Origin of the sequence: Streptomyces albicerus (assembly GCF_008905045.1) — a bacterium.
GTDB classification, from domain to species: Bacteria; Actinomycetota; Actinomycetes; order Streptomycetales; family Streptomycetaceae; genus Streptomyces; species Streptomyces albicerus.
On record NZ_VWMY01000024.1, the window covers coordinates 51113 to 77207 of the forward strand.

General features: G+C 70.8%; 21 protein-coding genes and 1 pseudogene. 13 read left to right on the forward strand and 9 right to left on the reverse strand.

The genetic code is table 11. The annotated features are described in order from the left end of the window. Window positions 1-8: 8 nt before the first annotated feature. Window positions 9-302 (forward strand): annotated as a pseudogene (locus GAS53_RS58795) (transglycosylase family protein); the annotation flags it as partial. A 262-nt stretch (window positions 303-564) separates the two neighbouring features. Here the strand turns inward: GAS53_RS58795 and GAS53_RS22475 are convergent. From GAS53_RS22475 to GAS53_RS22485, 3 genes are read right to left on the reverse strand one after another with little or no spacing between them, the layout of a single operon-like run. Beyond that, window positions 565-1335 (reverse strand): ATP-binding cassette domain-containing protein, encoded by a 771-nt coding sequence (locus GAS53_RS22475; protein WP_151479466.1) that lies wholly within the window; start codon window positions 1333-1335, stop codon window positions 565-567. Beyond that, the gene (locus tag GAS53_RS22480) at window positions 1332-4658 is read right to left on the reverse strand and encodes an ABC transporter permease subunit (protein WP_151479467.1); all 3327 of its coding nucleotides are present in this window, start codon (window positions 4656-4658) and stop codon (window positions 1332-1334) included. Before GAS53_RS22480 ends, GAS53_RS22475 begins: the two co-directional genes overlap by 4 nt. Further along, a complete protein-coding gene (locus GAS53_RS22485; protein ID WP_151479468.1) occupies window positions 4658-5179 on the reverse strand; it encodes a hypothetical protein in 522 nt (173 codons plus the stop codon). Before GAS53_RS22485 ends, GAS53_RS22480 begins: the two co-directional genes overlap by 1 nt. Window positions 5180-5299: 120 nt before the next feature. On the opposite strand from GAS53_RS22485, the gene GAS53_RS22490 reads away from it, so the two are divergent. The 4 genes from GAS53_RS22490 to GAS53_RS22505 all read left to right on the forward strand — a co-directional run bounded on the left by GAS53_RS22490 (window position 5300) and on the right by GAS53_RS22505 (window position 9351). After that, on the forward strand, window positions 5300-5839 hold the full coding sequence (locus GAS53_RS22490) for a hypothetical protein (RefSeq protein ID WP_151479469.1): 540 nt from the start codon (window positions 5300-5302) through the stop codon (window positions 5837-5839). Next, window positions 5814-7103 (forward strand): ABC transporter substrate-binding protein, encoded by a 1290-nt coding sequence (locus tag GAS53_RS22495; protein WP_151479470.1) that lies wholly within the window; start codon window positions 5814-5816, stop codon window positions 7101-7103. Before GAS53_RS22490 ends, GAS53_RS22495 begins: the two co-directional genes overlap by 26 nt. Before the next feature lie 143 nt (window positions 7104-7246). Next, window positions 7247-8515: a glycosyltransferase family 4 protein gene (locus GAS53_RS22500; RefSeq protein ID WP_151479471.1), complete on the forward strand. Its 1269-nt coding sequence runs from the start codon at window positions 7247-7249 to the stop codon at window positions 8513-8515. After that, a complete protein-coding gene (locus GAS53_RS22505) occupies window positions 8512-9351 on the forward strand; it encodes a hypothetical protein (protein ID WP_404829269.1) in 840 nt (279 codons plus the stop codon). The genes GAS53_RS22500 and GAS53_RS22505 overlap by 4 nt, the downstream gene beginning before the upstream one ends. A 2-nt stretch (window positions 9352-9353) precedes the next feature. On the opposite strand, the gene GAS53_RS22510 is transcribed toward GAS53_RS22505, so the two are convergent. Further along, window positions 9354-10529 carry an epoxide hydrolase family protein gene (locus GAS53_RS22510; RefSeq protein ID WP_151479472.1) on the reverse strand — a complete coding sequence of 392 codons (1176 nt, stop codon included), beginning with the start codon at window positions 10527-10529 and terminating at the stop codon, window positions 9354-9356. A 63-nt stretch (window positions 10530-10592) separates the two neighbouring features. Between GAS53_RS22510 and GAS53_RS22515 the strand changes: the two genes are divergently transcribed. Beyond that, entirely contained in the window at window positions 10593-11630 is a 1038-nt protein-coding gene (locus tag GAS53_RS22515) for a helix-turn-helix transcriptional regulator (RefSeq protein WP_151479473.1), read from the forward strand. Here the strand turns inward: GAS53_RS22515 and ctaD are convergent. Continuing rightward, window positions 11512-13203, reverse strand: coding sequence for an aa3-type cytochrome oxidase subunit I (gene ctaD / locus GAS53_RS22520; protein ID WP_151479474.1), 1692 nt, complete (start codon window positions 13201-13203; stop codon window positions 11512-11514). The two genes, GAS53_RS22515 and ctaD, sit on opposite strands and share 119 nt — an antisense overlap. A 434-nt stretch (window positions 13204-13637) precedes the next feature. Here ctaD and GAS53_RS22525 point away from each other — a divergent pair, with 434 nt between their 5' ends. Continuing rightward, window positions 13638-13853 (forward strand): I78 family peptidase inhibitor, encoded by a 216-nt coding sequence (locus GAS53_RS22525; RefSeq protein ID WP_151479475.1) that lies wholly within the window; start codon window positions 13638-13640, stop codon window positions 13851-13853. Window positions 13854-13973: 120 nt separating this feature from the next. Here the strand turns inward: GAS53_RS22525 and GAS53_RS22530 are convergent, their stop codons facing one another. Together GAS53_RS22530 and GAS53_RS22535 are read right to left on the reverse strand one after the other, a co-directional pair. After that, window positions 13974-14996, reverse strand: a complete 1023-nt coding sequence (locus GAS53_RS22530; RefSeq protein ID WP_151479476.1) for a phosphatase PAP2 family protein — start codon at window positions 14994-14996, stop codon at window positions 13974-13976. 237 nt (window positions 14997-15233) lie between these two features. After that, the gene (locus tag GAS53_RS22535; protein WP_151479477.1) at window positions 15234-16403 is read right to left on the reverse strand and encodes a glycosyltransferase family 39 protein; all 1170 of its coding nucleotides are present in this window, start codon (window positions 16401-16403) and stop codon (window positions 15234-15236) included. Between the two features lie 261 nt (window positions 16404-16664). Here GAS53_RS22535 and GAS53_RS22540 point away from each other — a divergent pair, with 261 nt between their 5' ends. Both GAS53_RS22540 and GAS53_RS22545 read left to right on the forward strand, forming a co-directional pair. After that, window positions 16665-18284, forward strand: coding sequence for an MFS transporter (locus tag GAS53_RS22540; protein ID WP_151479478.1), 1620 nt, complete (start codon window positions 16665-16667; stop codon window positions 18282-18284). Window positions 18285-18562: 278 nt separating this feature from the next. Then, on the forward strand, window positions 18563-19753 hold the full coding sequence (locus GAS53_RS22545) for an acyl-CoA dehydrogenase family protein (protein ID WP_151479479.1): 1191 nt from the start codon (window positions 18563-18565) through the stop codon (window positions 19751-19753). A gap of 53 nt (window positions 19754-19806) precedes the next feature. On the opposite strand, the gene GAS53_RS22550 is transcribed toward GAS53_RS22545, so the two are convergent. Beyond that, on the reverse strand, window positions 19807-20250 hold the full coding sequence (locus GAS53_RS22550; RefSeq protein WP_151479480.1) for a cell division protein SepF: 444 nt from the start codon (window positions 20248-20250) through the stop codon (window positions 19807-19809). Between the two features lie 285 nt (window positions 20251-20535). Between GAS53_RS22550 and GAS53_RS22555 the strand changes: the two genes are divergently transcribed. From GAS53_RS22555 to GAS53_RS22565, 3 genes are all read left to right on the forward strand, one after another. Then, window positions 20536-21777, forward strand: coding sequence for a DUF5685 family protein (locus tag GAS53_RS22555; protein WP_192583236.1), 1242 nt, complete (start codon window positions 20536-20538; stop codon window positions 21775-21777). A gap of 102 nt (window positions 21778-21879) precedes the next feature. Further along, window positions 21880-22683: a DUF1684 domain-containing protein gene (locus GAS53_RS22560; RefSeq protein WP_151479481.1), complete on the forward strand. Its 804-nt coding sequence runs from the start codon at window positions 21880-21882 to the stop codon at window positions 22681-22683. 238 nt (window positions 22684-22921) lie between these two features. After that, the gene (locus GAS53_RS22565) at window positions 22922-23833 is read left to right on the forward strand and encodes a S1 family peptidase (protein WP_151479482.1); all 912 of its coding nucleotides are present in this window, start codon (window positions 22922-22924) and stop codon (window positions 23831-23833) included. A gap of 201 nt (window positions 23834-24034) precedes the next feature. On the opposite strand, the gene GAS53_RS22570 is transcribed toward GAS53_RS22565, so the two are convergent. After that, on the reverse strand, window positions 24035-24916 hold the full coding sequence (locus tag GAS53_RS22570) for an alpha/beta fold hydrolase (RefSeq protein WP_192583237.1): 882 nt from the start codon (window positions 24914-24916) through the stop codon (window positions 24035-24037). Between the two features lie 89 nt (window positions 24917-25005). Here GAS53_RS22570 and GAS53_RS22575 point away from each other — a divergent pair, with 89 nt between their 5' ends. Further along, window positions 25006-26007, forward strand: a complete 1002-nt coding sequence (locus tag GAS53_RS22575; RefSeq protein ID WP_151479483.1) for a slipin family protein — start codon at window positions 25006-25008, stop codon at window positions 26005-26007. Window positions 26008-26095: the final 88 nt, after the last annotated feature.

Consider the following 26095-nt stretch of genomic DNA (forward strand, 5'->3'; position numbering starts at 1 on the left):
TCAAGCGCATGCGGTACGCGGTCGTCGTCGCCGTCGTCCTGGCCGTGCTCGCTCCCGTGAACGCGGTCGCGGCGCCACCACCCCCGGCGCCGGGTCCCGCCGCGGCTCAGGCATCGGTGCCGCGCGGCTGCGTCAAGGACCAGTGGCCGTGGGGCTGTCTCGCGCAGTGCGAGAGCGGTGGCCGCTGGAACGCGAACACCGGAAACGACTTCTACGGAGGACTGCAGTTCCGGCAGGCCACCTGGAAGACGTTCGGCGGACTCGCCTACGCGGCGCGCGCGGATCTGGCCACGCGTGACGAACAGATCACGGTCGCGCAGGAGGTGGTACGCGTCCAGGGATGGGAGGCGTGGCCCGCCTGTGCCAAGAGGTACGAACTCAAGGGCCGGGCACATGCGGTGCAGCCCGGGGAGACGCTCGCGTCGATCGCCCGCCGGTACCGGATCAAGGGCGGCTGGAAGAAGCTCTACAAGGCCAACAGGCAGATGGTCGGGGAGCGCCCGGACCGGCTGAATCCCGGCACGATGCTGCGGCTGCCGAAGGGGGCGGGGCCGAGAGGACTGGTCACCCCGGAGGACGCGACCGTGGCCGTCCAGAATCCGCCGGGCGTGTCGGCCCCATCGGTCCCATCGGCCGGGTCCGTCCCGTCGACCCCGCCGGTCCTGATGGGTCCGCCGCTGCCGAGGCTCCTGCCTCTGCTGTCTCACCGCTGAACACGACCGCGCCGCGCCGGAGTTCGTACACGAGCGCCGGCCCGTCGTGCAGGCCGGGCGGCAGTCGCTGTTCGGCCACGATCACGCAGGCGTCGAGACCGCTCAGCAGCTCGTACGTGCGGGCCGCGACCGTAGGCGACATGCCCTGCGCGGGTTCGTCGACGAGGACCACGCGCGCGCGTGCCAGCAGCGCGCGGGAGAGGGCGAGCATGCGCTGCTCGCCGCCGGAGAGGGTGCCGGCTCTTCTGGTGAGCAGAGGGCTCAGCTGGGGATAGGCATCGAGGGCGGGCGCGAAGTTCCGGCCGGGCGCCGCGAGTTCGAGGTTCTCCCGGACGGTGAGCGAGCCGAAGACGGCCCGGCGGTCCGGGACGAGGCACAGGCCGCGGCGGGCCCGTTCGTACGCGGCCATCCTCGTGACGTCGGTGCCGTCCCAGACCACGGCACCGCGGGACAGGGGCACGGTTCCCGCCAGGGCGCGCAACGCGGTCGTACGGCCCGAGCCGTTGCGGCCGAGCAGGACGGTGACACCGGGGGAGGGCGCGAAGAGGGACACGCCGTGCAGGGCCTCCAGCGGGCCGTAGCGCACGCGCGCGTGGCGCAGGGAAATCCCGGGGGCGCTCATCCCTCGACTCCCGTTCCGAGTCCTTGGCGTCCTTCGAGCCCGTCGACGCCTTCGAGTACGCGGTCGGCGGGCCCGGAGGTGACGATGCGGCCCGCCGTCATGACGTGCACGGTGTCGGCCAGGTCGGCCACCAGGTCCAGATCGTGCTCGACGACGAGCAGGGCCGTGCCGTCCGCGGCGAGGGCTCGCAACACGCGGGCCAGCGCCGCCACTTCGCCCGTGTCGAGACCCGCCGCGGGCTCGTCGAGGAGCAGGACACGCGGACTTCCCGCCAGGGCTCGCGCCAGTTCGACACGCCGCAGGGTGCCGGTCGGCAGACCCGCTGCCGGGAGCGCCCGTACGGCCCCGTCGAGCCCGAGCAGCCGCAGTACCCGCTCCACCGCGCCGGCGTCCACGACGCGTCCCTGCTCGGCACCCACGCGTACGTTCTCGGCGACGGTCAGGGTCGGGAAGACGGCGAGCTGTTGGAAGGTGCGGGCGATTCCGAGCCGGGTCCGCGCGTGGGCGGGCAGCCGGGTGATGTCCCGTTCCCCGAGCCAGACCCGCCCGGCGCCCGGCCGCACGGTCCCGGCGAGGCAGTGGAACAGGGTGCTCTTGCCGGCTCCGTTGGGCCCGACGACCGCGGTGATCCGGCCCGGCGGCAGAACGAGGTCGACGCCGTCCAGGGCGGTGAACCCGTCGTAGGCGACGCGGAGGCCGCGGGCGCGGAGGACGTGGCGGGCAGGCGTGTCGCGGAAGGCGCGGGAGCGGGCGGGCGGCGGTGTCACAGGCCCTGCGGCACGCGGTGCGCCTTCGGCGCGGGCGCCGGATCCGCCGGGCGAAGTCGGCGCGGCCGCGCCGACTTCGCCACCGTCCCGCCCGGGCCCGGCTGTCGCCCCGGACTCGGGCGAGACGGGCCGCCCCTGGCCTTCGGCCCGCCCCGCGCCGGGCGCTGGAGGAGAACCGGGTTGCCTGGCGGGGTCCGTGGAGCGGGAGGCGCCGGGTTCGCCGTCGCCGCCCGCCGGACCGGTTGTTGAGTCTGGCCCCGGTGTGCCGGGTGTTGGGCCGGGGTGCTCGTGGCCTTCGGTCGGCCTGGTGTCTTTCGTGTCGGGTTCGTTGTCGTCGGCGGCCGGACGCGGTGGTGAGTCGGACTCCGGTGCGTCGGCCGGCGGGCGGGGGTGCTCGTGGCCTTCGGCCGGCCCGGTGTCCTCCGTCTCGGGTGTGGGGTGGGTTCGTTCCGGGCCTTCGTCCTGTTCCTTACCGGGTGTTGGGGGCGGGCCGGAGTCCGTGGCCGGGGGCGTTCCGGTCCGCCTTGCCGCGTCGGATTTCCAGGGGGAGCCGGGCTCACCGGACGTGGGCGTGGACGGCGGGACCGGCCGCCTCACCAGTGGGTGTCCGCCGACAAGGCCTTTCCCCGTGCCCGTGCCGGCGGACGGTCCCGCCACCGCGGTCGCTCCCACGACCTGTGGTCGCGTGACGGTCCCCGTGAGCGTGGCCCGCAGTGTCCGCCTCACCCCGGCACCCAGCGGTGTCAGAGTCGCCTCACGCCGGAGCCGCAGGCGTCCCGCAGCCAGGCGCAGGGCCTCGTACGGCCCGCCCGGGAAGCGGCCCACGAAGACCGCCAGGAGACCGATCAGCGCTGCCGCCACCCCGCCGCGCGTCCCCGCGTCCAGGCCGACCAGGAGCGCCGCCGCGGCCAGTGCGCCGAGGACGCTGTCGGCGCCGAGGACGACGATCGCGGCGAACCACAGCAGGCCGCGGACCGGGTCGTACGCCGCCGGGTCGAAGGCGCGCAGCCCCATGCCGAGCATGCCGCCGCCCAGCGCGGCCAGGGCGGCGCCCGCCACGAAGGCCGTCACCTTGAGCGCCGGGACGCGGACGCCCGCCGCCGACGCGCCCGCCTCGTGGTCGCGCATCGCGGCCAGCGCCCGGCCCGTACGGCCCCGGCGCAGCGCGTGGGCGGCCAGCAGCGCGCCCCCGAGCAGCCCCAGTTCGAGTACGTAGTACGCGCGGTCGCCCTCGAAGCCCGCCGGGCGGCCGAGGTTCAGGCCCGACGTCGCGTACGGCTGGGCGAAGACGAAGCGGCTGACGCCGACACCCACCGCGAAGGTCGCCAGGGCGAGGGCCAGGCCGTGGCGGCCGATGGCGGGCCAGCCGGTCAGCAAGCCAAGGGGCGCCACCAGCAGGACGGCGACCGCGAGCGCGGCCAGTTCGGGGAACTCCGGCAGGCCCGGGAAGCGGCCCGCCGCCAGCAGCGCCGTGAAGAGGGCGCCCAGACCCGCGTACGCCGCCTGGCCCAGCGAGATCTGGCCGCCGCGGCCCGTCACGACGACCAGGGACAGCAGTACGACGCCCAGGGCGGGCACCTGGACGGACGTCTGCAGGTCGCGGCCCGCGAAGCCCAGCGGGATCAGGAACAGCACCACGGCCACGATCCACGCGCCCGGTGGGGTCGCCACCCGGGCCGTCGCCGTGCGCGGGAGCGCGTCCCGCGTGCCGATCCCCGGCAGTACCAGCGCCGCGATCAGCAGGGCGACCACGAAGAGGTTCGCGCCCACCGCCTGGACCAGCGGTTCCCGCCAGCCCGTCGGATGCAGCCGGGTCAACTGGCTCTGGGCGACCCCGATGCCGAGGGCCACGATCACGGCCACGGGCAGGTTGCGCATCCGGGCGGCCACCGCGACCGCCACCACTTCCATCACGAGCAGCGGCATGCCGTACGGGTCCAGGCGTACGTACGGAGCCAGCAGCACGCCCGTCAGGCCCGCCGTGAACGAGCCGAAGGCCCAGCCCGCCGCGGCCACCCGGTCCGCGTCGATGCCGCCCAGCGCGGCGAGCGAACGGTCGTCGACGACGGCCCGCAGCTCCCGGCCGAAGCGGGTCCAGCGGATCACCGCGCCCACGCCCACGGCCAGGACGAGCGTCGCCGCCAGCTGCCCCCAGGGGTCCGCCGAGACGAGCGTCGGCGCGTCCGAGCGCGCGCCCGAGCCCCACACCAGCGCCGCTCCGCCGACGAGCAGCACGAACACGCCGATGGACGCGACCAGCGTCTGTGCCGGATCGCTGCCGAGGACGGACAGCGGGCGGAAGACGAAGCGTTCGAGGGCCATGCCGATGCCCGGGGCCACCACGAGCAGCGTGAGCGCCGCGGCGAGCGCGAGCGGCCAGTCCCACTCGACCGTGAGCTGCCGCAGCAGATAGGCGCACACCATCGCGATCGCGCCGTGCGCGAAGTTGAGCACGCCGGTCGCCCGGTGGGTGACGATCAGTCCGATCCCGGTGAGTGCGGCGGCGCTGCCGACGGAGAGCCCGGCGAGCGTGAGGTCGTACGTCAGCGACGCCATCAGTGGCCCGGGTCGGACGACCGGTCGCCGTGGTCGGACGACCGGTCGTCGGAGGCGGCCGCCGGCTCGCAGATCGGGCAGGGATCCAGCTCGCCGCCCGCGAGAACCCGTGAGTCCACCGGCAGGGCGTCCGGTTTCCCGGCGACGAGCGGGCAGTCCGCGCGGTGCCACAGCGTGCCGCCCGGCACCATGAGCAGGTCCCCGCTGACGGCGACGGGCGCGGCGGCCGCCTGCCCGGACTCTTCGGCGTCGGCGGGCTCGGCCGCCACCAGGAGCCCGTACAACTCCTCCACGCGCGCCGCCGCGAGGGCGTTCCTGCCGTGCGTGAGCAGGACCGCGCCCGCGATGATCAGCGCGGCTCCCGGCACCGTGCAGGACGCGAGATACGGCAGCTGCCGTTCCGCATAGCGCTCGCCGGAGATCCCGTACCAGCCGAGGACGCACAGCACCGCTCCCGTGGCGAGCGCGGCCCACCCGGCCCAGAGGACGGGGTGCACAGTCCGCAGTCGAGCAGTCCGCATGGTGGCTCCCACGTCATGTGTCTGTCCATGCCAGCCAATGGCTTGCACTATGCCTTCTGGAAGCTGACCCTGAAAGCACCGGGCGCACATGGCCCGGACCGACACCCGGTGGTGAGCCAGATGGTTCTCGGGAGTGACCTCAGGCGGGGAACAGGCCGGGGGCTGGCGGTGGCGGTGCTCGTCCTCGCCTCGGCTCTTACGGCGTGCGGGGACGACAGCGGCGGTGACGACACGACTCCGCCCTCGCCCACCGTGGAGCAGCCCACGACGTCCGAACCGAGTCCGAGTGCGACCGCTCCGGACGACCCGGCGGCGGCCGAGAAGGAGATCAAGGAGAACTGGAAGAAGTTCTTCGACCCGGCCGTCTCCCTGAAGGACAAACAGGCCGTCCTGGAGAACGGCGACAAGATGGCCCAGGTCCTGCAGAGCTTCAGCGGCGACGAGCGCGGCGGGCAGGTGCAGGCGACGGTCAACAAGGTCGCGTTCACCTCACCGACCGAGGCGGACGTGACGTACACGATGACTCTGCAGGGCGCCACGGTCATGCCGAATGCCGCGGGGACGGCCGTGGAGCAGGACGGCACATGGAAGGTGTCCGTCAAGACGCTGTGCGGGCTGGTGGGGCTGAGCGGCAATGAGTCGCCGGGCCCGGGTTGCTGAGTCCGCTGTCGTGGGCCTGCTGCTCCTCCTGAGCACGGCCTGCGGCAGCCGCCTCCCGGAGAGCGACTTCGAGGACCGGCCCGGCCGTACGCCCACGCAGAACACCGCGGAACCCATCCGCGTGGGCATCATCACGAGCGCCACCAGTCCGGTCGGCGGCGACACCTTCACCGGCCCGCGCGACGGCGCGAAGGCCTACTTCGACCAGCTGAACGCGCGGGGCGGCATCGACGGCCGCCGGGTCGAGGTCCGTACGTGCGACGACGGCGGCAGCGGCGTCGGCAACAACGAGTGCGTGCACAAGCTCGTCGACGAGGACGAGGTGGTCGCCCTGGTCGCCACCGCCGCCCTCGACTACGCGGGTGCCTCCCGCGTGTCACGCGCACGCGTGCCCGACATCGGCGGCCAGCCCATCGGCGCCGCGTACGACACCTATCCGCACCTCTACGGGATCTACGGCAGCCTCGCCCCGCGCGACGGAAAGCCCGGCTGGGACGGCAAGTTGTACGGCGGCACCGAGATCTACCGCTACTTCAAGCGCGAGGAGGGCGCCCGTACGGCGGCCGTCATCTCGTACAACCAGTCCTCGTCGGCGGCGTACGCCCGGCTCGTCACCCGGGGCCTGAAGGCGGAGGGCTACAAGGTGGTCACCGAGCAGGTCGACTTCGCGCTGCCCAACTTCCGTGCGGCGGCGGCCGATCTGAAGGAGCAGGGCGCCGACGTGGTGTTCGACGCCATCGACACGTACGGCAACGCCCAGCTGTGCAAGGCGATGGACGACGTGGGCGCGGAGGTCATCGCCAAGGTCACCAACGTGCAGAACTGGACGTCCACCGTCCGCGAGGACTACAAGGACGCGCCGCGCTGCCGCAACGCCCTGTGGGCGACGGGCGCGAGCCGCAATTACGAGGACACGGACCACGACGCCGTACGGGAGTTCCGGGACGGCACGAAGGGCCTGAAGACCCACTCCCAGTGGCAGTTGGAGGGGTGGGCCGCGGCGAAGTGGTTCACGGACGCGGCGAGGTCGTGCGCGGAAACGGGCGTCACGCGCGCGTGCGTCGACCGCTTCATGGACTCGGGGAAGTCGTATACGGCCGACGGTCTGCTGCTGCCCGTCCGGTACGAGCGACTGCCCGAACCGCCGGAAACCCGCAGGACCTGCCTGTCGGTGGCCCGCTGGGAGGACGCCCGGGGATGGGTGAGTCAGGGGGACATGAGCAGTGAGTGTTTCGAGGTACCGCAGTTGTCTTACAACCCCTGATGCGCATCGATGCCAAAAGGTTCCCTTTTGGGGTTACCGATGGCGCAACTGTTCGGGAACGGATTGGTAAGCAAGCCCAACCATCCCGCCAACTCCCCGGTCTAACCCTGAGGTAGCCGGAAAAGACGGAGATACGGGGACGCATGCAGATCTCTTTCCTGATACACAACGCCTACGGAATCGGGGGGACGATCCGGACGACGTACAACCTTGCCAACACACTCGCAGAGCAGCATGACGTCGAGATCGTCTCCGTCTTCCGGCACCGCGACGAGCCGGTCTTCGCGCCTGACCCGCGCGTGCGTGTGCGTCACCTCGTCGACATCCGCGAGGGCGGCGCGGGATACGAGGGGGATGATCCCGACTACCGGGCTCCGGCCCGGGCCTTCCCGCGCGGGGAGAACCGCTACGACCAGTACAGCGTCCTGACCGACCGCCGTATTGCCGAGCATCTCGAGACGATCGACGCCGATGTCGTGGTTGGTACCCGGCCGGGGCTGAACGTGCATCTGGCCCGCGAGACCAGGCGCGGCCCGATCCGCGTCGGCCAGGAGCACCTCACGCTCGACACCCACTCGGTCTCCCTGCGCACGGAGTTGCGCGGCGCCTACCCGCGGCTCGACGCGCTCACCACGACCACGGAGGCGGACGCCGGCGCGTACCGCGCGAAGATGCGGCTGCCCGGCGTCCACGTCGAGGCCGTGCCCAACCCGGTGCCCGCGCCCGGCCTGGCGCCCGCGGACGGCACCGGCAAGTGGGTCGTGGCGGCCGGGCGGCTGGCCCCGGTCAAGCGGTACGACCTGCTGATCAAGGCCTTCGACCGGGTGCGTGAGCAGCGGCCCGACTGGCGGCTGAGGATCTACGGCGGCGGCAAACAGAAGGACAAGCTACGAAGACTCATAGACGACCGGGGCCTCTACAACCACGTCTATCTGATGGGCCCCGCCCACCCCATCGAGCCGGAGTGGGCCAAGGGCTCCATCGCCGCCGTCACCTCCAGCCTGGAGTCCTTCGGGATGACGATCGTCGAGGCCATGCGCTGCGGCCTGCCCGTCGTCTCCACGGACTGCCCGCACGGCCCGGGGGAGATCATCGACAACGGCGTGGACGGACGTCTCGTTCCGGTCGGCAACGTCGGGGCCATCGCGGACGGCCTGCTCGAACTGATCAACAACGACGCGCTGCGGCAGCAGATGGCGCACGCGGCGCTCAAGGACTCCGAGCGCTTCGACCCCGCCCGGATCGCCGAACGCTACGAGTCGATCTTCGACGGCCTCGTCTCACGCGGCGGCACCTCGAAGATCGGCCGGATGCGCGGCTCACTGCACCGCACACGGGGAGCGCTGCTCGGTGGCGCGTATGCCGTCCGGGATGCCGGACGGACCGTACTCGGGAAGGAGCGTTCCGCATGATGACGCTGGCTCCGCAGGCCTCGCACCGGCACACCGACGACGACGCGACCATGCCTCCGCGTGCCGACTGCATCGCCGACTCCGCGGGCGGACTCACCTTCGACATCACCGAGCGGGGGGACGTCGGCGACGCGCACCTCGTGCTCCGGCACCGCGACGGCGACCAGGAGGTCCGGCTGCCGCTCACCCCGGCCGCGGACGGCCGGCTGCGCGCCGCGCTGCCCAGCAGCGTCGAACTGCCCGAAGGTCGCTGGGACGCCTACGCCCAGGTCGCCGGCGGTGAGCCGCAGCGCCTGACGCCCGGCCTCAACGACCTGCGCTCGCTCGTCGACCGGGTGCCGAGCGGCGCCCGCGGCCATGTCGCCGTCCGCATTCCGTACGCGACCAAGCACGGCAACCTCTCCGTCCGCAGCTGGCTGCGCGCCCCGCACGCCGAGGCGGGCGAACTGCACATAAAGGAGGGGGAGTTGGGCGTAAGGGGGCAGGTGTACGGCGTCGATCTCACCCCGGACGCGTACGCCGAACTGCGCAGCCGCGAGGAGCCGGAGCCGGTGCTGAGGGCCGAGGTCGCCTCGGACCAGGCGCGGTTCAGCTTCGCGGTGGCCTACTCCGAACTGACGGAGGGCATCTGGGACCTGTGGCTGCGCCCGGCGGGGGAGACCGGGCCGCAGGTGCGGATCGCCCGGCTGCTCGACGACATCGCCGACAAGAAGCCGATCTTCGCCTATCCGAAGATCACGCTGGAGACGGAGCACGGCCCGGTGACGGCCGGGCCGTACTACACGAGCGACAACGACCTGTCGGTGGCCGTCACGGCGGCGAGTTCATCGCAGTGACCTCATCGCAGTGAGCTGAAGAACTCCCTGATGTCGCCGGTCAGCAGGTCCGGCGCCTCCAGGGCCGCGAAGTGCCCGCCGCGGTCGAACTCCGTCCAGCGGACCACGGTGTTGGTCTCCTCGGACCAGCGCCGGATCGCCACGTCCTCGGCGAAGTTCGCGACGGCGGTGGGCACTTCGGAGCGGGTGACGGGGAACCAGTCGCCGACATGGCTGTTCTCGTAGTACATCCGCGCCGCCGAACCGGCCGTCGCGGTCAGCCAGTACAGCATCACGTTCGTGAGCAGCGTGTCCCGGTCGACCGCGTCCTCGGGCAGCTCGGCCGAGGCGTGGGTCCACTCCTTGAACTTCTCCATGATCCAGGCGAGTTGGCCGACGGGGGAGTCGGTCAGGCCGTACGCGAGGGTCTGCGGGCGGGTCGACTGGACGGCGTTGTAGCCGAAGCCGTCGGTGGTGAACCTGCCGATGGAGGCAAGGCGTTGCCGCTCCTGGTCCGTCAGCTCGGCCTGGACGTCCTCGGGCACGGGACCGAGCGGGATGAAGCCCACCGACGCGGCGTTCACATGGATCCCGATCACCGACTCGGGCGCGATCCGGCCCAGCGCGGGCGCGATCAGCGCGCCCATGTCGCCGCCCTGCGCGCCGTACCGCTCGTAGCCGAGCCGTCGCATCAGCTCGGCCCACGCCCGCGCTGTACGGCTGATGTTCCAGCCCGTCTCCCGGGTGGGCCCGGAGAAACCGAAGCCCGGGATGGACGGGACGACCAGGTGGAAGGCGTCGGCCGGGTCGCCGCCGTGGGCACGCGGGTCGCTCAGCGGGCCGAGCAGGCCGAGGAACTCCACGATCGAGCCCGGCCAGCCGTGCGTCAGGATCAGCGGCACCGCGTCCGGCTCGGGCGAGCGGACGTGCAGGAAGTGCACCTGGGCCCCGTCGATCTCCGTCACGAACTGCGGGATCTCGTTGAGGGCGGCCTCGTGCTTGCGCCAGTCGTAGGCGCTGCGCCAGTAGTCGGCCAGGTCGCGGAGATACGGCAGCGAGGCACCGTACTCCCAGCCCACGCCCGGCAGTTCGTCGGGCCAGCGGGTCAGGTCCAGGCGCGTGTGCAGATCGTCGAGCTGCGCCTGAGGAATCTCGATCCGGAAGGGGCGGATCTCTTCGTTCGAGCTGTTGTCTGCCATGACTCAAACGCTACGCACCCTTGCGGACAACTACTGTCCGCGATGCCTGGCAGACTCGGATTCATGTTGGAGACCTCGGCACGACTTCTGCGTCTGCTCTCACTGCTCCAGGCGCACCGCGAATGGTCGGGCGCGGACCTGGCGGACCGCCTCGGCGTCACCCCGCGCACGGTCCGCCGTGACGTGGACCGGCTGCGCGAGCTCGGCTATCCGGTGAACGCCAGCCCCGGCACGGGCGGCGGCTACCAGCTCGGCGTGGGGGCCGAGCTGCCGCCGCTGCTCCTCGACGACGACGAGGCGGTCGCCGTCGCGGTCGGCCTGCGCACCGCCGCCGGGCAGGGCATCGAGGGCATCGGCGAGACCTCCGTACGCGCCCTCACCAAGCTCGAACAGGTACTGCCCCACCGGCTGCGCCGCCGTGTCGGCGCCCTCAACGCCTTCACCGTGCCGATGCTGCGCGGCCGCCGGCCCTCCGCCGTCGACCCGGCCGTCCTCACCGAGCTCGCGGCCGCCTGCCGCGACTCGGAGCGGCTGCGCTTCGAGTACCGCGCCCACGACGGCTCCCCGACCCGCCGCACGGTCGAACCACACCGCCTGGTGTGCACCGAGCGTCGCTGGTACCTGGTCGCCTGGGACGTGGACCGCGACGACTGGCGTACGTTCCGGGTGGACCGCATCACGCCCAAGCCGCCGCACGGACCGCGCTTCACGCCCCGGCAGCCGCCCGCCGACGACCTGGCCGCCTATGTGTCCAAGGGCGTCTCCGTCCGCGCGTACGCCTCGCACGCCGTCATCCGGCTGCTCGTGCCGATCGAGGAGGCGGCCGAGCGGATCTCGCCCTCGGCCGGCACGCTGGAGGCGGAGAGCGCCGACAGCTGTGTCCTGCGCACGGGGGCCGCGAGCCTCGACGTGATGGTGATTCACGTGATGCTGATGGGCATCGATTTCGAGGTGCTCGAACCGGCCGAGCTCACCGAGGCGATCAGGACGGCCCGGGACCGGCTGACCCGGGCTCTGGCGCGGCCCTCTCGGGAAGCGCCGCGTAGTCGGGGTGATGCAGGTCGAACGCCGGGGACTCGGAGCGGACGCGGGGCAGCGTGACGAAGTTGTGCCGCGGCGGCGGACACGAGGTCGCCCACTCCAGGGAGCGGCCGAAGCCCCAGGGGTCGTCGACGTCGACCTTCTCGCCGTACTTGGCCGTCTTCCAGATGTTGTAGAGGAACGGCAGCGTCGACAAGCCGAGCAGGAACGCGCCGATCGACGAGATGGTGTTGAGCGCCGTGAAGCCGTCGGCGGCCAGATAGTCCGCGTACCGGCGCGGCATGCCCTCCGCGCCCAGCCAGTGCTGCACCAGGAACGTGGTGTGGAAGCCGACGAAGAGCGTCCAGAAGTGGATCTTGCCGAGCCGTTCGTCGAGCATCTTCCCGGTGAACTTCGGCCACCAGAAGTAGAAGCCGGCGAAGGTCGCGAAGGCGACGGTGCCGAACACCACGTAGTGGAAGTGCGCGACGACGAAGTACGTGTCCGTGACGTGGAAGTCCAGTGGCGGCGAGGCCAGGATCACCCCCGTCAGACCGCCGAACAGGAACGACACCAGGAAACCGACCGACCACAGCATCGGTGTCTCGAAGGACAGCGAGCCCTTGAGCATCGTGCCGGTCCAGTTGAAGAACTTCACACCCGTTGGCACCGCGATCAGGAACGACATGAACGAGAAGAACGGCAGCAGCACCGCGCCCGTCGCGAACATGTGGTGCGCCCACACGACCACCGACAGACCGGTGATCGCCATCGTCGCCGCGATCAGCGTCAGATAGCCGAACATCGGCTTCCGGCTGAAGACCGGAATGATCTCCGAGATGATCCCGAAGAACGGCAGCGCGATGATGTAGACCTCGGGATGCCCGAAGAACCAGAAGAGGTGCTGCCACAGCAGCGCCCCGCCGTTCGTCGCGTCGAAGATGTGCGAGCCGAACCGCCGGTCCGACTCCAGGCACAGCAGCGCGGCGGCGAGCACCGGGAACGCGAACAGGATGAGGATCGACGTGAAGAGGGTGTTCCAGGTGAAGATCGGCATCCGGAACATCGTCATGCCGGGAGCGCGCATCCCGACGATCGTCGTAATGAAGTTCACCGCGCCGAGGATCGTGCCGAAGCCGGCCAGCGCGAGACCCATGATCCACATGTCGGCGCCGAGACCGGGCGACCGTTCCAGGCTGTTCAGCGGCGCGTAGGCGAACCAGCCGAAGTTGGCGGGGCCCTCGGGCACCAGCAGCGAGCCCAGCACGATCAGCCCGCCGAAGAGGAACAGCCAGTACGACAGCATGTTCAGCCGTGGAAAGGCGACATCGGGCGAGCCGATCTGCAGCGGCATGATCTCGTTGGCGAATCCGGCGAACGTCGGTGTCGCGAAGAGCAGCAGCATGATCGTGCCGTGAAGGGTGAACATCTGGTTGAACTCGTTGTTGTCGATGATCTGCAGGCCGGGCCGGGCCAGCTCGGCCCGCATCAGCAGCGCCATCAGACCGCCGACCAGGAAGAACGCGAACGAGGTGATCAGATACAGGTGGCCGATCTTCTTGTGGTCGGTCGTGGTCAGCCAGTCCACGATCAACCGCCCCAGCGGATTCACCGGTTCGGGCCGTACCTCCGCCTTCGCGGTGTCCGTCCCCATTGCTGCCCCCTCGCTCGTCGCGCCCTGGGCCTCCTGAAGCTCACGCCATGATGCTCGCGTCGCACCGCGCTCCGACAGGGGGCGTACGTCGGTTCTGTGCTTGAACCATGTATTTCCTATGGCATGTCAACTTCTGGAACACGCCACCGATTCGGATTGGAAAGACACGGACGCGGGTCGGGACCGCGCTTTCTCTCCCGTTATTCGGATCGCGGCCAAGGTAGCCCCGGGTACTCCCGAATTACGTTCGAAGGCGGGCGGAACACGTACGGAATCGCTCGTACGTGTGACGGCTCGCTGCGCAGCAGTTGATGTCGTGGAGGCCTGAACGGGTGTCGTTGTCCTGTGACAGAAGCGTGACCGGAGGGGGACCGGTGACGGATGGTGGCGGGTCCGGGCTTCCCCGTCCGCAGTCCGGCGCCTAACGTGGCGTCATGGCACCGATTCCCACTCCTCCCGCAGAGCCCTCGGACAGCCCGGACGCGTACGTCGGACTGGAGGCGAGCGGCGCCGAGCGGCTGGCCCGTGAGCGTGGCTGGTCCACTGTGCGGTCGCTGCCGCCGGGCGCGATCATCACGATGGAATACCTGAGCGGTCGCCTGAACTTCGAGGTCACCGACGGCCGCGTGACCCGCTGCTGGAAGGGCTGACCCGCCCCGTCCCGTGCGCGGTGAGACATGCGGTGAGACATGGCGAAGGCCCCGGCTCGAGGAGCCGGGGCCTTCGCCGCGCGGGGAGTGGTGTGTGCGTACCGGCCCCGCTGTCCGTGCTCAGCCGCCCGTGAGCGGGCGGGCCGAGGCGGTTCCACGTGTCACTCGGTCGGTCTGCGGAGGTCTTCGGCTGCCGACGGGCGTCACCGGCGTGCGCTCCGAGCGGGCCGTGTGGGGGCCCGGGGCCAGGTAGCCCTGCGGCCGGGGCGGCCGGGAGGCGGCCACGGGCTCGCGGACCACGGGCTCCTCCTGGTCGGCGGGGTTGCCGAGCGGGGCGAGCGAAGCGGGCGCGTCCACCGGGGCCGGAGCCGGCAGCGCGCCGCGGCGGCGGGCCCGCCAGGCGTCGCGCAGATCGAAGATGCCGGCCTCGGCGCGGGCGATCAGCGGCTCGAACCAGGGCAGCGCCAGCAGGATCAGCAGCCCCGCGGCCCAGCCGAGGACCACGTCGCTCAGCCAGTGCGTTCCGATGTAGACGGTGGTCAGACCGACCCCGAGGGAGACCACGGCGGAGACGGCCGACAGCCAGCGCCGGGCGGCCGGCGTCGAGGCCAGATAGGCGAGGATGCCCCAGGTCACCACGGCGTTGGCGGTGTGGCCCGAAGGAAATATGTCGCCGCCCAGCCACATCTCGTTCGAACCGATGTTGGTGGCGTAGTGCGGACCGAGGCGGCCCATGCCGATCTTGGCGGCACCGACCGTGACATTCAGCAGCAGCAGCGAGACACCCAGCGTGAGCAGCGGGCGCAGGGTGTGCTGCCGCCAGGAGCGCCAGCCCAGCCAGGCGGCGACCATCACGGCGGTGGGGCCGCGCTGGCCCAGCACCACGTAGTAGTCGAGGAACGCGTGGATCTCCGGCCACTGCTGGTACGGCCGGAAGAACATGACCTGCCAGTCGAACCGGACCAGCCACGAGGTGATCACGACGGCCCACACGATGGCCACGTAGAAGGCGAGCGTGGCCGCGAAGAGGACCACCCGGTGCCGGCTCATCCGGGGCACGTCGATGTGGGCCGGTCGTTCCGGCTCACGGTCCAGCCGGGCGAAGACCCGGTCCAGACGAGTCAGCTTTCGTTCGGTACGCACTCAATCGACGTTACAGCGAGTGAGCTCTGTTCCCGAGCGAAGCACCCTCTTTGTGATGAGGGTGTGATGTGGGATTGCTCTCGCGAGGGCCTTTATTTCCGTCGATTATGGATTCCCTCGTCCGCTCTTCCTTCAATTCGATTGATCATTCCGGTGTGAAGTTTTGTGGCGCTTTTGAATTCGTTCACCGAATGCTCGTGTGCGCTTCTCCGTCCGCTCACCGGCGGCTGGGAGCGATCATGGCGGACCGGTGCCGTTCAGCCAGAAGGCCCCGTACGCCGCCGACGCCACCGCCACGCCCCCCAGCACCCACGCCGACCTGGACGTTCGCAGTCGGGCCAGGGCTAGCGCGAGGGGCAGCAGGAGGGGGAAGGCGGGCAGCAGAAGGCGTGGTTTCGAGCCGAAATAGCTCGACGCGCACAGGGCGAGCGCGGTGACGAGCCCCGCGTACACCAGCAGCGGGAGCGGCTGCCGCTGCCGTACGCAGGTCACGTACAGCCAGATCAGCAGGCCGACGCCGATGATCAGCCCGAGCCCGGCCAGGGCCGACGGGAAGGACGTGAACTTGTCGGCGACGAACCGGGCGAAGGCGTAGCCGCCGTCGAAGCCGTTGCGCCAGCCGGCCTGGACGTCGAGATAGCCCAGCGGGCCCTTGCCGGTGTGGTGGCCGACCCACAGGACGTAGCCGGCGGCGCCGAGGGGCGCGAGCAGCATGGCCAGGGCGCGCCGCCATCGCTGGGCGCCGTCCTGTGCCGGAACACCCCGCTCCCGTACGAACGAGGCAATGGCCGCCACCCACACGGCCGCGACCACCGCGGCACCGACCGGGCGGGTCAGGCCGGCCAGTGCGGCGAGCAGGCCCGCCGTCAGCCAGCGGCCGGTCAGGAGCGCGTACAGCGACCAGGCCGCGAGCGCTGTGAACAGCGACTCGCTGTATGCCATCGACTGCACGATCCCGACGGGCAGGACGGCCCACAGCAGCACCGCGCAGACCCCGGCCCGCCGCCCGTACACATGGTCCGCGACCGCGAAGATCCCCCAGGCCGCGGCCAGCGAGGCCAGTGTGCTGACCAGGAGGCCCGCGTCCGAGTAGGACAGCGGGGTGACCGCCGTGACGGCCCGTTCCAGCCAGGGCAGCAGCGGGAAGAACGCCAGGTTCGAGTGCACGTCGCCGTTCGGGAGGCGCACCTCGTAGCCGTAGCCGAGCTCGGCGACCCGGGTGTACCAGAGCGAGTCCCAGCGGGCCGAGAGCAGCGTGTGCGGGCTCTTGTCCCGCGCGGCGCTCCACACCGCCAGGGCCACCAGGCCCAGCGCGCGTACGGCCGCGTACCCGAGGAGAGCGGGCGCGGCGCGGCGCCAGGCGGGCCCCGCACGGGTCGGTGCGACGGGCGTTTCAAGATCGGTCACGGGCTCGATTATCGGGGGCATCCGGAACCGGGGTCCCCGGCGGGGGCGTGCTCGGACAGGGGGGAGCGTGGCGCACGCCACACGTGTCTGAGGGGAACGTGAGAGGTCCGCCACCCGTCATCGGCGGGAACTCGCGTACTCTGGCGACTCACTCGCCTTTGTTGCGTGGGCCCGGGACACCGCTCCTCCTGGGCCGCGACCGCAGGGAGTCCCCACCCAGCGGATCCGCCGAACGCGAGGGAACATCTGGGAGGTACGTACATGTCCGGGACGACCACGGCCGCTGCGCGTTGCCGTCGGGAGGCCGGGGCCGGTGCAAACCGCTGGGTCGTCCTCGTCGTCCTCTGCGCCAGCCTGCTGCTGGTCGCCGTCGACGCCACCGTGCTCCATGTCGCGGTGCCCGCCGTCACCGAGGACCTCACGCCCGGCGCGATAGAGCTGCTCTGGATCGTCGACGTCTACCCGCTCGTCTGCGCCTCGCTGCTGATCCTCTTCGGCACGCTGGGCGACCGGGTCGGCCGCAGACGGATCCTCCTCCTCGGATACGCGCTCTTCGGCGTCGCCTCCGCCGTCGCCGCCCTCGCCGAGACCGCGCAGGTCCTCATCCTGGCGCGTGCCCTGCTCGGCGTCGGCGGCGCGATGATCATGCCCGCGACGCTGTCGATCCTGCGGCAGGTCTTCCCCGACCGGCGCGAGCGGGCGCTCGCGATCGGCGTCTGGAGCGCCGTCGCCGCGGTGGGCGCGGCCGTCGGCCCGCTGCTCGGCGGTTTCCTGCTCGAGCACTTCTGGTGGGGTTCGGTCTTCCTCATCAACATCCCGCTGATGCTCGTCAGCCTGCCCGTCGGGCGGCTGCTGCTGCCCGAGTCGACCGGCGACGGCGACGGGCCGTGGGACGTCGTCGGCGCGCTGATGGCCGCGGCCGGGCTCTTCGGCGTCGTGCTCGGCGTGAAGCGGCTCGGCGGCGGAGAGGCCCCGCTGAGCGCCTTCACGGCGGTGCCGCTGGCCGTGGGCGCCGGGCTGCTCGTCGCGTTCGTACGGCGGCAGCGGCGGCGCCGGCATCCGCTGGTGGATCTGAAGATGTTCTCGCGGCCCGCCTTCAGCACGTCCGTCGGATGCATCGTGCTCGCGATGCTCGCGCTCGTCGGTCTTGAACTGATCGCCGCGCAGTATCTCCAGCTCGTGCTGAAGCTCTCTCCGCTGGAGACCGGGCTGCGGCTGCTGCCGCTCACCATCGCCGCCATGGCCGCGGGGCTCGTCGGGGCGAAGATGCTGCACCGGTTCGGGCCGCGGACCATGGTGTCCGCCGGGTTCTGTCTCACCGCCGCCGCCGTGGTCATGCTGACGGCCATGGGGAGCCACGACAACGCTCCGCTGCTGCTGACCGGTTTCGTGCTGCTCGGGTTCGGTCTCGAGGTGACGCTCTTCGGGGCGTACGAGTCGATGCTGAGCGAGGCTCCGCAGGAGCAGGCCGGTGGGGCCGCGGCGATCGGGGAGACGTCGTATCAGCTCGGGGCCGGGATCGGGATCGCGCTTCTCGGCAGCGTGATGAACGCGGCGTACGCGCCTGGGCTCGCTTCCGTGCAGGGGGTGCCTGCTTCGGACTCCGCTGCGGCGGGGCACTCGTTGGGGGAGGCGTACGAGGTCGCTGCGCGGCTTGGCGGGGGGTCGGGTGAGGCTTTGCGGCATGCGGCTCGGGATGCGTTCGTGCATGGGCTGCATGTGACGTTGCTGGTGAGTGCGGGGTTGTTGCTGCTGGGGGCGGTGATGGCTCTGCGGTTGCCTCGGGTGATGGACTGTGAGGCGGCTGAGGAGGGTGCCGGTGTTGATGTGCCCGCACCTCGGGGGGCTGAGGCTTCACTGCGGGTCGAGTCTGTCGGCTGACCGTTCGTCGTGGCTCGGCTTCATGTGTTTCCCGCCCGCACCGCCCGTTGAGCCCGACAGTCCCGTGCGGGTTTCCCGTGAGGCGTCCCGCCGTCGGCGGCCGCGGGCCCGTACGGGGTGAAGCCCCCCGGCCGGCCGCGGAAGCGTACCGGGTGAAGCACCCCGGACCGCCGCGGAAGCGGATCGGGTGAAGCACCCCTGGACGTGCGTCACACTGCGTCGTAACGTCGGACTTTGCCCGTGGTTAACAGTGCTAGTTTTCCGTGCCGGAGGCACTCATGTCCGCTTCCTCGAAGCTGCCGCCCTTCGATCCCGCCGATCCGCTCGGTGTCGATGACCTGTTGAGCGCCGAGGATCTGGCGATTCGCGACACCGTACGGGCGTGGGCGGCGGACCGGGTGCTGCCGTATGTCGCCGAGTGGTACGAGAACGGCGAGCTGCCCGGGATCCGGGAGCTGGCGCGGGAGTTGGGGGAGATCGGCGCGCTGGGGATGTCGCTCAGCGGGTACGGGTGTGCCGGGGCCTCCGCCGTGCAGTACGGGCTTGCCTGTCTGGAGCTCGAAGCCGCCGACTCCGGGATTCGGTCGCTCGTCTCCGTGCAGGGATCGCTCGCGATGTACGCCGTCCACCGGTTCGGGAGCGAGGAGCAGAAGCAGGCGTGGCTGCCGCGGATGGCCTCCGGTGAGGTCATCGGGTGCTTCGGGCTGACCGAGCCCGACCACGGGTCCGATCCCGGAGCCATGCGTACGTACGCCAAGCGGGACGGCGGGGACTGGGTCCTCACCGGGCGGAAGATGTGGATCACCAATGGGTCCGTGGCGGGTGTGGCCGTCGTCTGGGCGCAGACCGACGACGGGATCCGCGGGTTCGTCGTGCCGACCGAGAGTCCCGGGTTCTCCGCGCCCGAGATCAAGCACAAGTGGTCATTGCGCGCGTCCGTCACCAGTGAGCTCGTGCTCGACGAGGTGCGGCTGCCAGGTGATGCGGTGCTGCCCGAGGTCACCGGGCTGAAGGGCCCGCTCAGCTGTCTGTCCCATGCCAGGTACGGGATCGTGTGGGGCGCGATGGGCGCCGCGCGGGCGAGCTTCGAGGCCGCCGTCGAATACGCGAAGACGCGCGAGCAGTTCGGGCGGCCCATCGGCGGATTCCAGCTCACCCAGGCCAAGCTCGCCGACATGGCGGTCGAGCTGCACAAGGGGATTCTGCTCGCCCATCACCTGGGGCGGCGCATGGACGCGGGACGGCTCCGTCCCGAGCAGGTCAGCTTCGGCAAGCTCAACAACGTACGAGAGGCGATCGACATCTGCCGTACGGCGCGGACGATTCTCGGTGCCAACGGGATCTCGCTCGAATACCCCGTGATGCGGCACGCCACGAACCTCGAGTCGGTGCTGACCTACGAAGGCACCGTCGAGATGCACCAGCTGGTACTGGGCAAGGCGCTCACCGGTCTCGACGCCTTCCGGTAAGGCCGACAGGCCCTGAGGCGGCGCCGAGAGGCGGGGCCGGTGAGCGGCCCTGCTCAGCTCTGGTTGAAGAAACCGTCTGTGCGACGGCTCGCGGGCTCCCCGCTGACGATCTCGGTGTCGGCGGGAGTCAGCAGGAAAACCCGGTTCGACACACGCTCGATCGAGCCGCGCAGGCCGAAGATCAGGCCGGCCGCGAAGTCGACGACGCGCTTGGCGTCGGCCGGCTCCATGGCCGTGAGGTTCATGATGACGGGGACGCCGTCGCGGAAGAGCTCGCCGATGCCACGGGCGTCCCGGAAGCTGTCCGGGGTGACCGTGCCGATCCGGCGGCCCTTCTCCTCGGCCGCCTCCGACGCCACCTTCACACGCGGGTCCGTGACCCAGGCATCCCCGGTCCCGGTCTCGGACCCTTCGGCGTAATCGTCGTCGTAGTAACGCTCGTCATCGTTGTCGTCGACGAGGCCAAGCCAGGCACTCGCCTTGCGCACCGATCCCATGGACGCCTCCTCTCACAGCGGTTTTTCTTGTTTCCGCATCCCCATGGTCGTCCATGATGCGGATGTCGCGCCAAGGGGATAGACGCCGCGCGGGGGTTTCGTGACGGTACTGGTGCAGAACGAATTCGTCGAGAGCCCGCGTTTCCCAAGGGTCTTGCCGTACAAGGCTGCTGACTGAGAGTGAAATATGATTGTTCGCGGCGTACGGGTGACGGTCGGAGCGTACGGGTGAACGAGGTGGTCGGTACGATGCCGCAGCTGTCGTACAAACCACGGGGGAGCGTCATGTTCGGAATGGTCCGGCCGTGCAGTCACCGGCTGACGGAGAGTCTGAAGGCGCAGTGGATGGCGCATTTGTGCGGGCTCTGTCTCGCACTGCGCGGCGATCACGGCCAGCTCGCCAGGCTCGTCACCAACTATGACGGGCTGTTGATTTCGGTTCTGACGGAGGCTCAGGCCGAGCAGACCGCGGGCCTGCGGCGAACCGCGGGACCGTGTGCGCTGCGCGGAATGCGGACCGCGTCCGTCGCACAGGGCGAGGGCGCACGGCTCGCCGCCGCCGTCTCGTTGGTGCTGGCCTCGGCCAAGGTGCGCGACCACGTCGCCGACGGGGACGGTCTGCTGGCGCGCCGGCCAGTGGCGCTCGCGGCCCGCCGGGTCGCCACGAGCTGGGACAGGGCGGGCGCCCGTACCGGTTCCGCCGTGGGCTTCGACACCGCGGTGCTGGTCGATGCCGTGGACCGGCAGACCGGCATCGAGGCGCTCGCGGGCCCCGGGACACCGCTGCTGACGGTGACCGAGCCGACCGAGACCGCCACGGCCGCGGCCTTCGCGTACACCGCGGTTCTCGCCGGGCGGCCGGGCAACGCCGAGCCGCTCGCCGAGGCAGGCAGGCTCTTCGGACGGCTCGCCCACCTCCTGGACGCCGTGGAGGACAGGGAAGCGGATGCCGCGGCGGGCGCCTGGAACCCCCTGACGGCCACCGGTACGTCACTGTTGGAGGCCCGGCGGCTCGCCGACGGAGCGTTGCACGGGATCCGGCTCGCGCTGCGCGAGGTCCGGTTCTCCGATGCCAAGCTGGTGCACATGCTGCTGGTGCACGAGCTGGGGCGGTCGGTGGACCGGGCGTTCGGCACGGTACCGATGTGCTCGGCCCACCAGCCCGGCCCGTACGGGCAGCCGCAGCAGCCCGGGCCTTACGGTTCGCCGCAGCACGGCGCCCCGAACCCGTACAGCGGGGAGAACCCGTATGCAGGCGGCGGGAATCCGTTCGCCGGGGGTGGCGGATCACACGACGGTGGCGGCTTCGGCGGTTCCGGTGGTGGGCCCGCGCCCCAGCCGCCCAAGGGCCGGCGCGGGTTCTGGGCGGGCTGCGGGATGTTCTGGCTGCTGTGCTGCACCTGCAAGCTGTGCTGCGCCAAGGAGTACGAGGGTCCGTGGTCCCGCAAGAAGCGCGAGGGCTGCTGCCGCGACTGTGACTGCAACTGCGGCAACTGTGACTGCTGCTGCCCTTGCGACGGTTGCTGAATCCTGTCCAGGTCCTTCGCGGCGCTTTCCGGACGGAATACACCAGGAAGGCGCTGCGCTCTCCCCTCGGGTTGCCGGATCCCGGGTGGAAGGGCTGATCGCATGACGACGGACGCATCGGGCACATCGGACGCATCCGAGGACTGGAAGCGCTGGCACGAGCACCGCACCGAGACGGTGTCCGCGCCGTACGGGCCGCTCGCGCTCAGCGGCACCCACTGGATCGAGGACTATGCGGACGGGAGTCTTCCGGACATCCCCGGCCGGTGGGCCGTGCACGGTGACGCGGTCGTGCTGACGGCCGAGGAGGCCGACGGTCTCCTCGTGGACGGGAAGCCCTTCGCCGGTGAGGTGCGGCTGGCGGCCGACCGGGGCCGGGCCGCCGCCGCCCGTGTCGCGTACGGCGAGCGCCGGTTCGTCGTCCTCGTGCGCGAAGGGATCTGGGGCGTACGCGACTTCGACCCCGCCTCACCGGCGCGGCGGGCGTTCCGGGGCATCGAGGCCACACCGTACGATCCGCGCTGGTCGGTGCCGGGACGCTTCACGCCGTACGGGGAGGACCGGACCGTGCGCGTGGCGAACGCCGACGGACGTGAGCGCGGACTCGGGCTCGGCGGTGAACTCGCCTTCAGGCTGGACGGGCAGGACCTGACGCTTCAGGTGACGGTCCAGGAGGACGGCTCGCTGTGGGCTGTTTTCGGCGATGCCACCAGCGGGCACGGCAGTTACCGCTTCCGGTTCCTGCGGCCCGCGGCACCCGACGCCGACGGCCGTACGACCGTGGACTTCAACCGGGCCCTCCTGCCGCCGTGCGCATTCGCGGACCACTTCATCTGCCCATTCCCGCCGCCGGGGAATACCCTGGGCGCGACGATTGCGGCTGGGGAACGCAATCTGATCCGCTAATCCGCACGTAATCTGCACATCCACGCCGACGAGATCAACTCCAGCGGGATATACGTAAGTTGAAAGCCGCACGGCCGAAAGGCGCCCTTGCGCCCGTCGGCCGTGGGGCCGAATATTCCCCCCAGCGCCTTGTCAGGGGCACGGCGTGTTCGGAATCCGGACACCTTCCCTCTGGCGTGCGCCTCACGGGCCCCGACCCCCACGCGGGCCCCCGACTTCCCTTTGGAGGGAACGAACAGTGAGGACCAAGCGCACCACCCCCCGCAGTGGCATAGCGAGACGGACCCGGCTGATCGCCGTGACCACCGGACTCGTGGCTGCGGCCGCAGTTACCGTTACCGTCCCTTCCGCGAACGCGAGCGACGCATCGACGTTCAGCACGTCCCAGCTGAAGAGCGCCAGCTCTTCGGTGCTCAAGGCCGATGTGCCGGGCACCGCCTGGGCGACCGACGCCAAGACCGGCAAGGTCGTCGTCACGGTCGACAGCACCGTCTCCAAGGCGGAGATCGCCAAGATCAAGCAGGCCGCGGGTAGCAACGCCGGCGCCCTGCAGATCAAGCACACCCCGGGCAAGTTCAACAAGCTGATCAAGGGCGGCGACGCCATCTATGCGAGTAGCTGGCGCTGCTCCCTCGGCTTCAACGTCAAGAACAGCTCGGGAGCCGACTACTTCGTGACCGCCGGTCACTGCACCGACGGCGCGGGCACCTGGTACTCCAACTCCGGGCGTACCACGGTCCTCGGGCCGACCGCGGGCTCCAGCTTCCCGACGAACGACTACGGTCTCGTCCGGTACACCAACACGAGCATCACCAAGTCCGGCACCGCGGGCACCGTGGACATCACCCGTGCCGCCACTCCGAGCGTGGGCACGAACGTCATCCGCACCGGTTCCACCACCGGCACCCGCACCGGACGCGTCACCGCCCTCAACGCGACCGTCAACTACGGCGGCGGCGACATCGTCTACGGCATGATCCAGACCACGGTCTGCGCCGAGCCCGGTGACTCCGGCGGCCCGCTCTACGGCAGCAACGGCGTCGCCTACGGTCTGACCTCCGGCGGCAGCGGCAACTGCACCTCCGGTGGCACCACGTTCTTCCAGCCGGTCACCGAGGCGCTGAGCGCCTACAACGTCAACGTATTCTGACCGGTACGCGCCAAAGCGACACCCGCGCGACCTGACTGCAGCCAGCAGCAGACGAGCCCCCGCACGCCGTTCGCGGTGCGGGGGCTCGTCCTTGGCCGTGGGGGAACGACCATGGGCATGAGAAAGACCGCGGGAACAGGGAAGCGGCTTCCGGCCTGCGTCGCCACGCCCGGAGCCTGCCGGGTCATGCCCCGGCCCGGGTCACGTGTCCGTCCGCGGTGTCGCGCACAGCCAGTCCAGTACGTCCGGGAGGGCCTCCAGGGCTGAGAAGTGGCCGCCCTTCGGGTCCAGGACCGGGCGGGCCCGGGGGATGTGGCGGGCCAGCCACTCGAAGTGGGCCACGGGGGAGAAGGTGTCCTCGGTGCCGTGCCACAGCAGCACGGGGCGGGTGATCCCCGCCGGGTCGAAGCCCCAGTGGCTCAGCAGCGCGAGGGTGTCGTCGAGCCAGCCGTACGCCGAAGTGCTCAGCGCCTCACGGTAGTTGCGCAGCAGCATGTCGCTCACGGCCGGGGTGGAGACGATCCGGCGGTCGGAGTCGGTGAGGCCGTCGCGCATCGACGCGAGGAACTGCGCCGGGTCCGCGCGGATGGCGGCGGCCCGTGCGGCGAGCCGGTCCGCGAAGTCCACCGGCTCGGTCAGCGCCCGCGTGTACTCCTCGACGTGGGACGTCGCCATCCCCTCGAACCAGTTCAGCCCCTCGGCGACGGGCGGCGCGAGACCGGCCAACGCCGCTGCCCGCCGCACCCGCGACGGCAGCAGCGCCGCGCAGGCCAGCGCATGCGGGGCACCGCCCGAGAGGCCCAGCACCGCGAACCGGCCGAGCTTGAGCGCGTCGGCCAGCGCGGCCACGTCCCGCGCGGCCTGCGCCACCCGTCGTCCGGGACCACGGTCCGAATCCCCGTAACCGGGACGGTCGTGCGCGATGAACCGCACCCCGGGCCGTTCGTCCATCACCTCTCGCGGCACCACCCCGTGCCGGCAGCCCGGCGTGCCGTGCAGCAGCACCACCGGCGTGCCGCCCGGGTCGCCCCACTCCTCGAACGCCAGCCGCCGTCCGTCCCGCATCCGTATCCCGTTCGGCACCTCGGTCCTCCATCTCCCCTTCGCGTCCGCGCCGGAGTTACCGTCGAAGTACACACCTGTTGCGCCCGATACGGACCCTGGGGGTCGTAATGGTCGAGGAGCTGGTGACGGCGGGAGTGACCCTCGCGTCTGTCGGAGCGGTGTACGTGATGGCGGCGGCCCGGGTCGTCAAACAGTACGAACGGGGCGTGGTGCTCCGGCTCGGCAAGCTGCGGTCCGGGGTGCGCGGCCCGGGATTCACCATGATCCTGCCGTTCGTGGACCGGCTTCAGAAGGTGAACATGCAGATCGTGACGATGCCGGTGCCCGCGCAGGAGGGCATTACCCGGGACAACGTCACGGTGCGGGTGGATGCCGTCGTCTACTTCAAGGTGGTGGACGCCGCCGACGCGATCATCCGGGTCGAGGACTACCGCTTCGCGGTCTCGCAGATGGCGCAGACGTCACTGCGGTCGATCATCGGCAAGAGCGAGCTGGACGATCTGCTCTCCAACCGCGAGAAGCTCAACCAGGGTCTGGAGCTGATGATCGACAGCCCGGCCGTGGAATGGGGTGTCTCCATCGACCGCGTCGAGATCAAGGACGTATCGCTGCCGGAGACGATGAAGCGGTCCATGGCCCGGCAGGCGGAGGCCGACCGTGAGCGGCGGGCCCGGGTCATCAACGCGGACGCCGAGCTGCAGGCCTCCAAGAAGCTGGCGGAGGCCGCCGGAGTGATGTCCGAGCAGCCGGCCGCGCTCCAACTGCGGCTGCTGCAGACCGTGGTGGCGGTCGCGGCCGAGAAGAACTCCACGCTCGTACTGCCCTTCCCGGTGGAGCTGCTGCGGTTCCTGGAGCGGGCGCAGCAGCCGACGCAGGTGCAGCAGCCGTCGGCTCAGAACCAGCCGTCACTGCCTCAATCGCAGCAGTCGTCGGATCAGAACCAGCCGTCACTGCCTCAATCGCAGCAGTCGTCGGATCAGCCGCCGGAGCTGTCGGCTCAGGCGCAGCGGCTGCTGGCCCAGTGGCAGCAATCGATGCAGGAGCAACTCCCACCCGTCGAAACACCGTTGGATCCGGACTTCGGAGGGTCGAAATCCGGACAGGACTAGACCTCACAGAGCGCCGATAGTTACTCGCTCGTAGTGTTTGCGATGGGGACCGACGTGGCGTGACGGCCGCTTGTCAACGCGCGTCAAC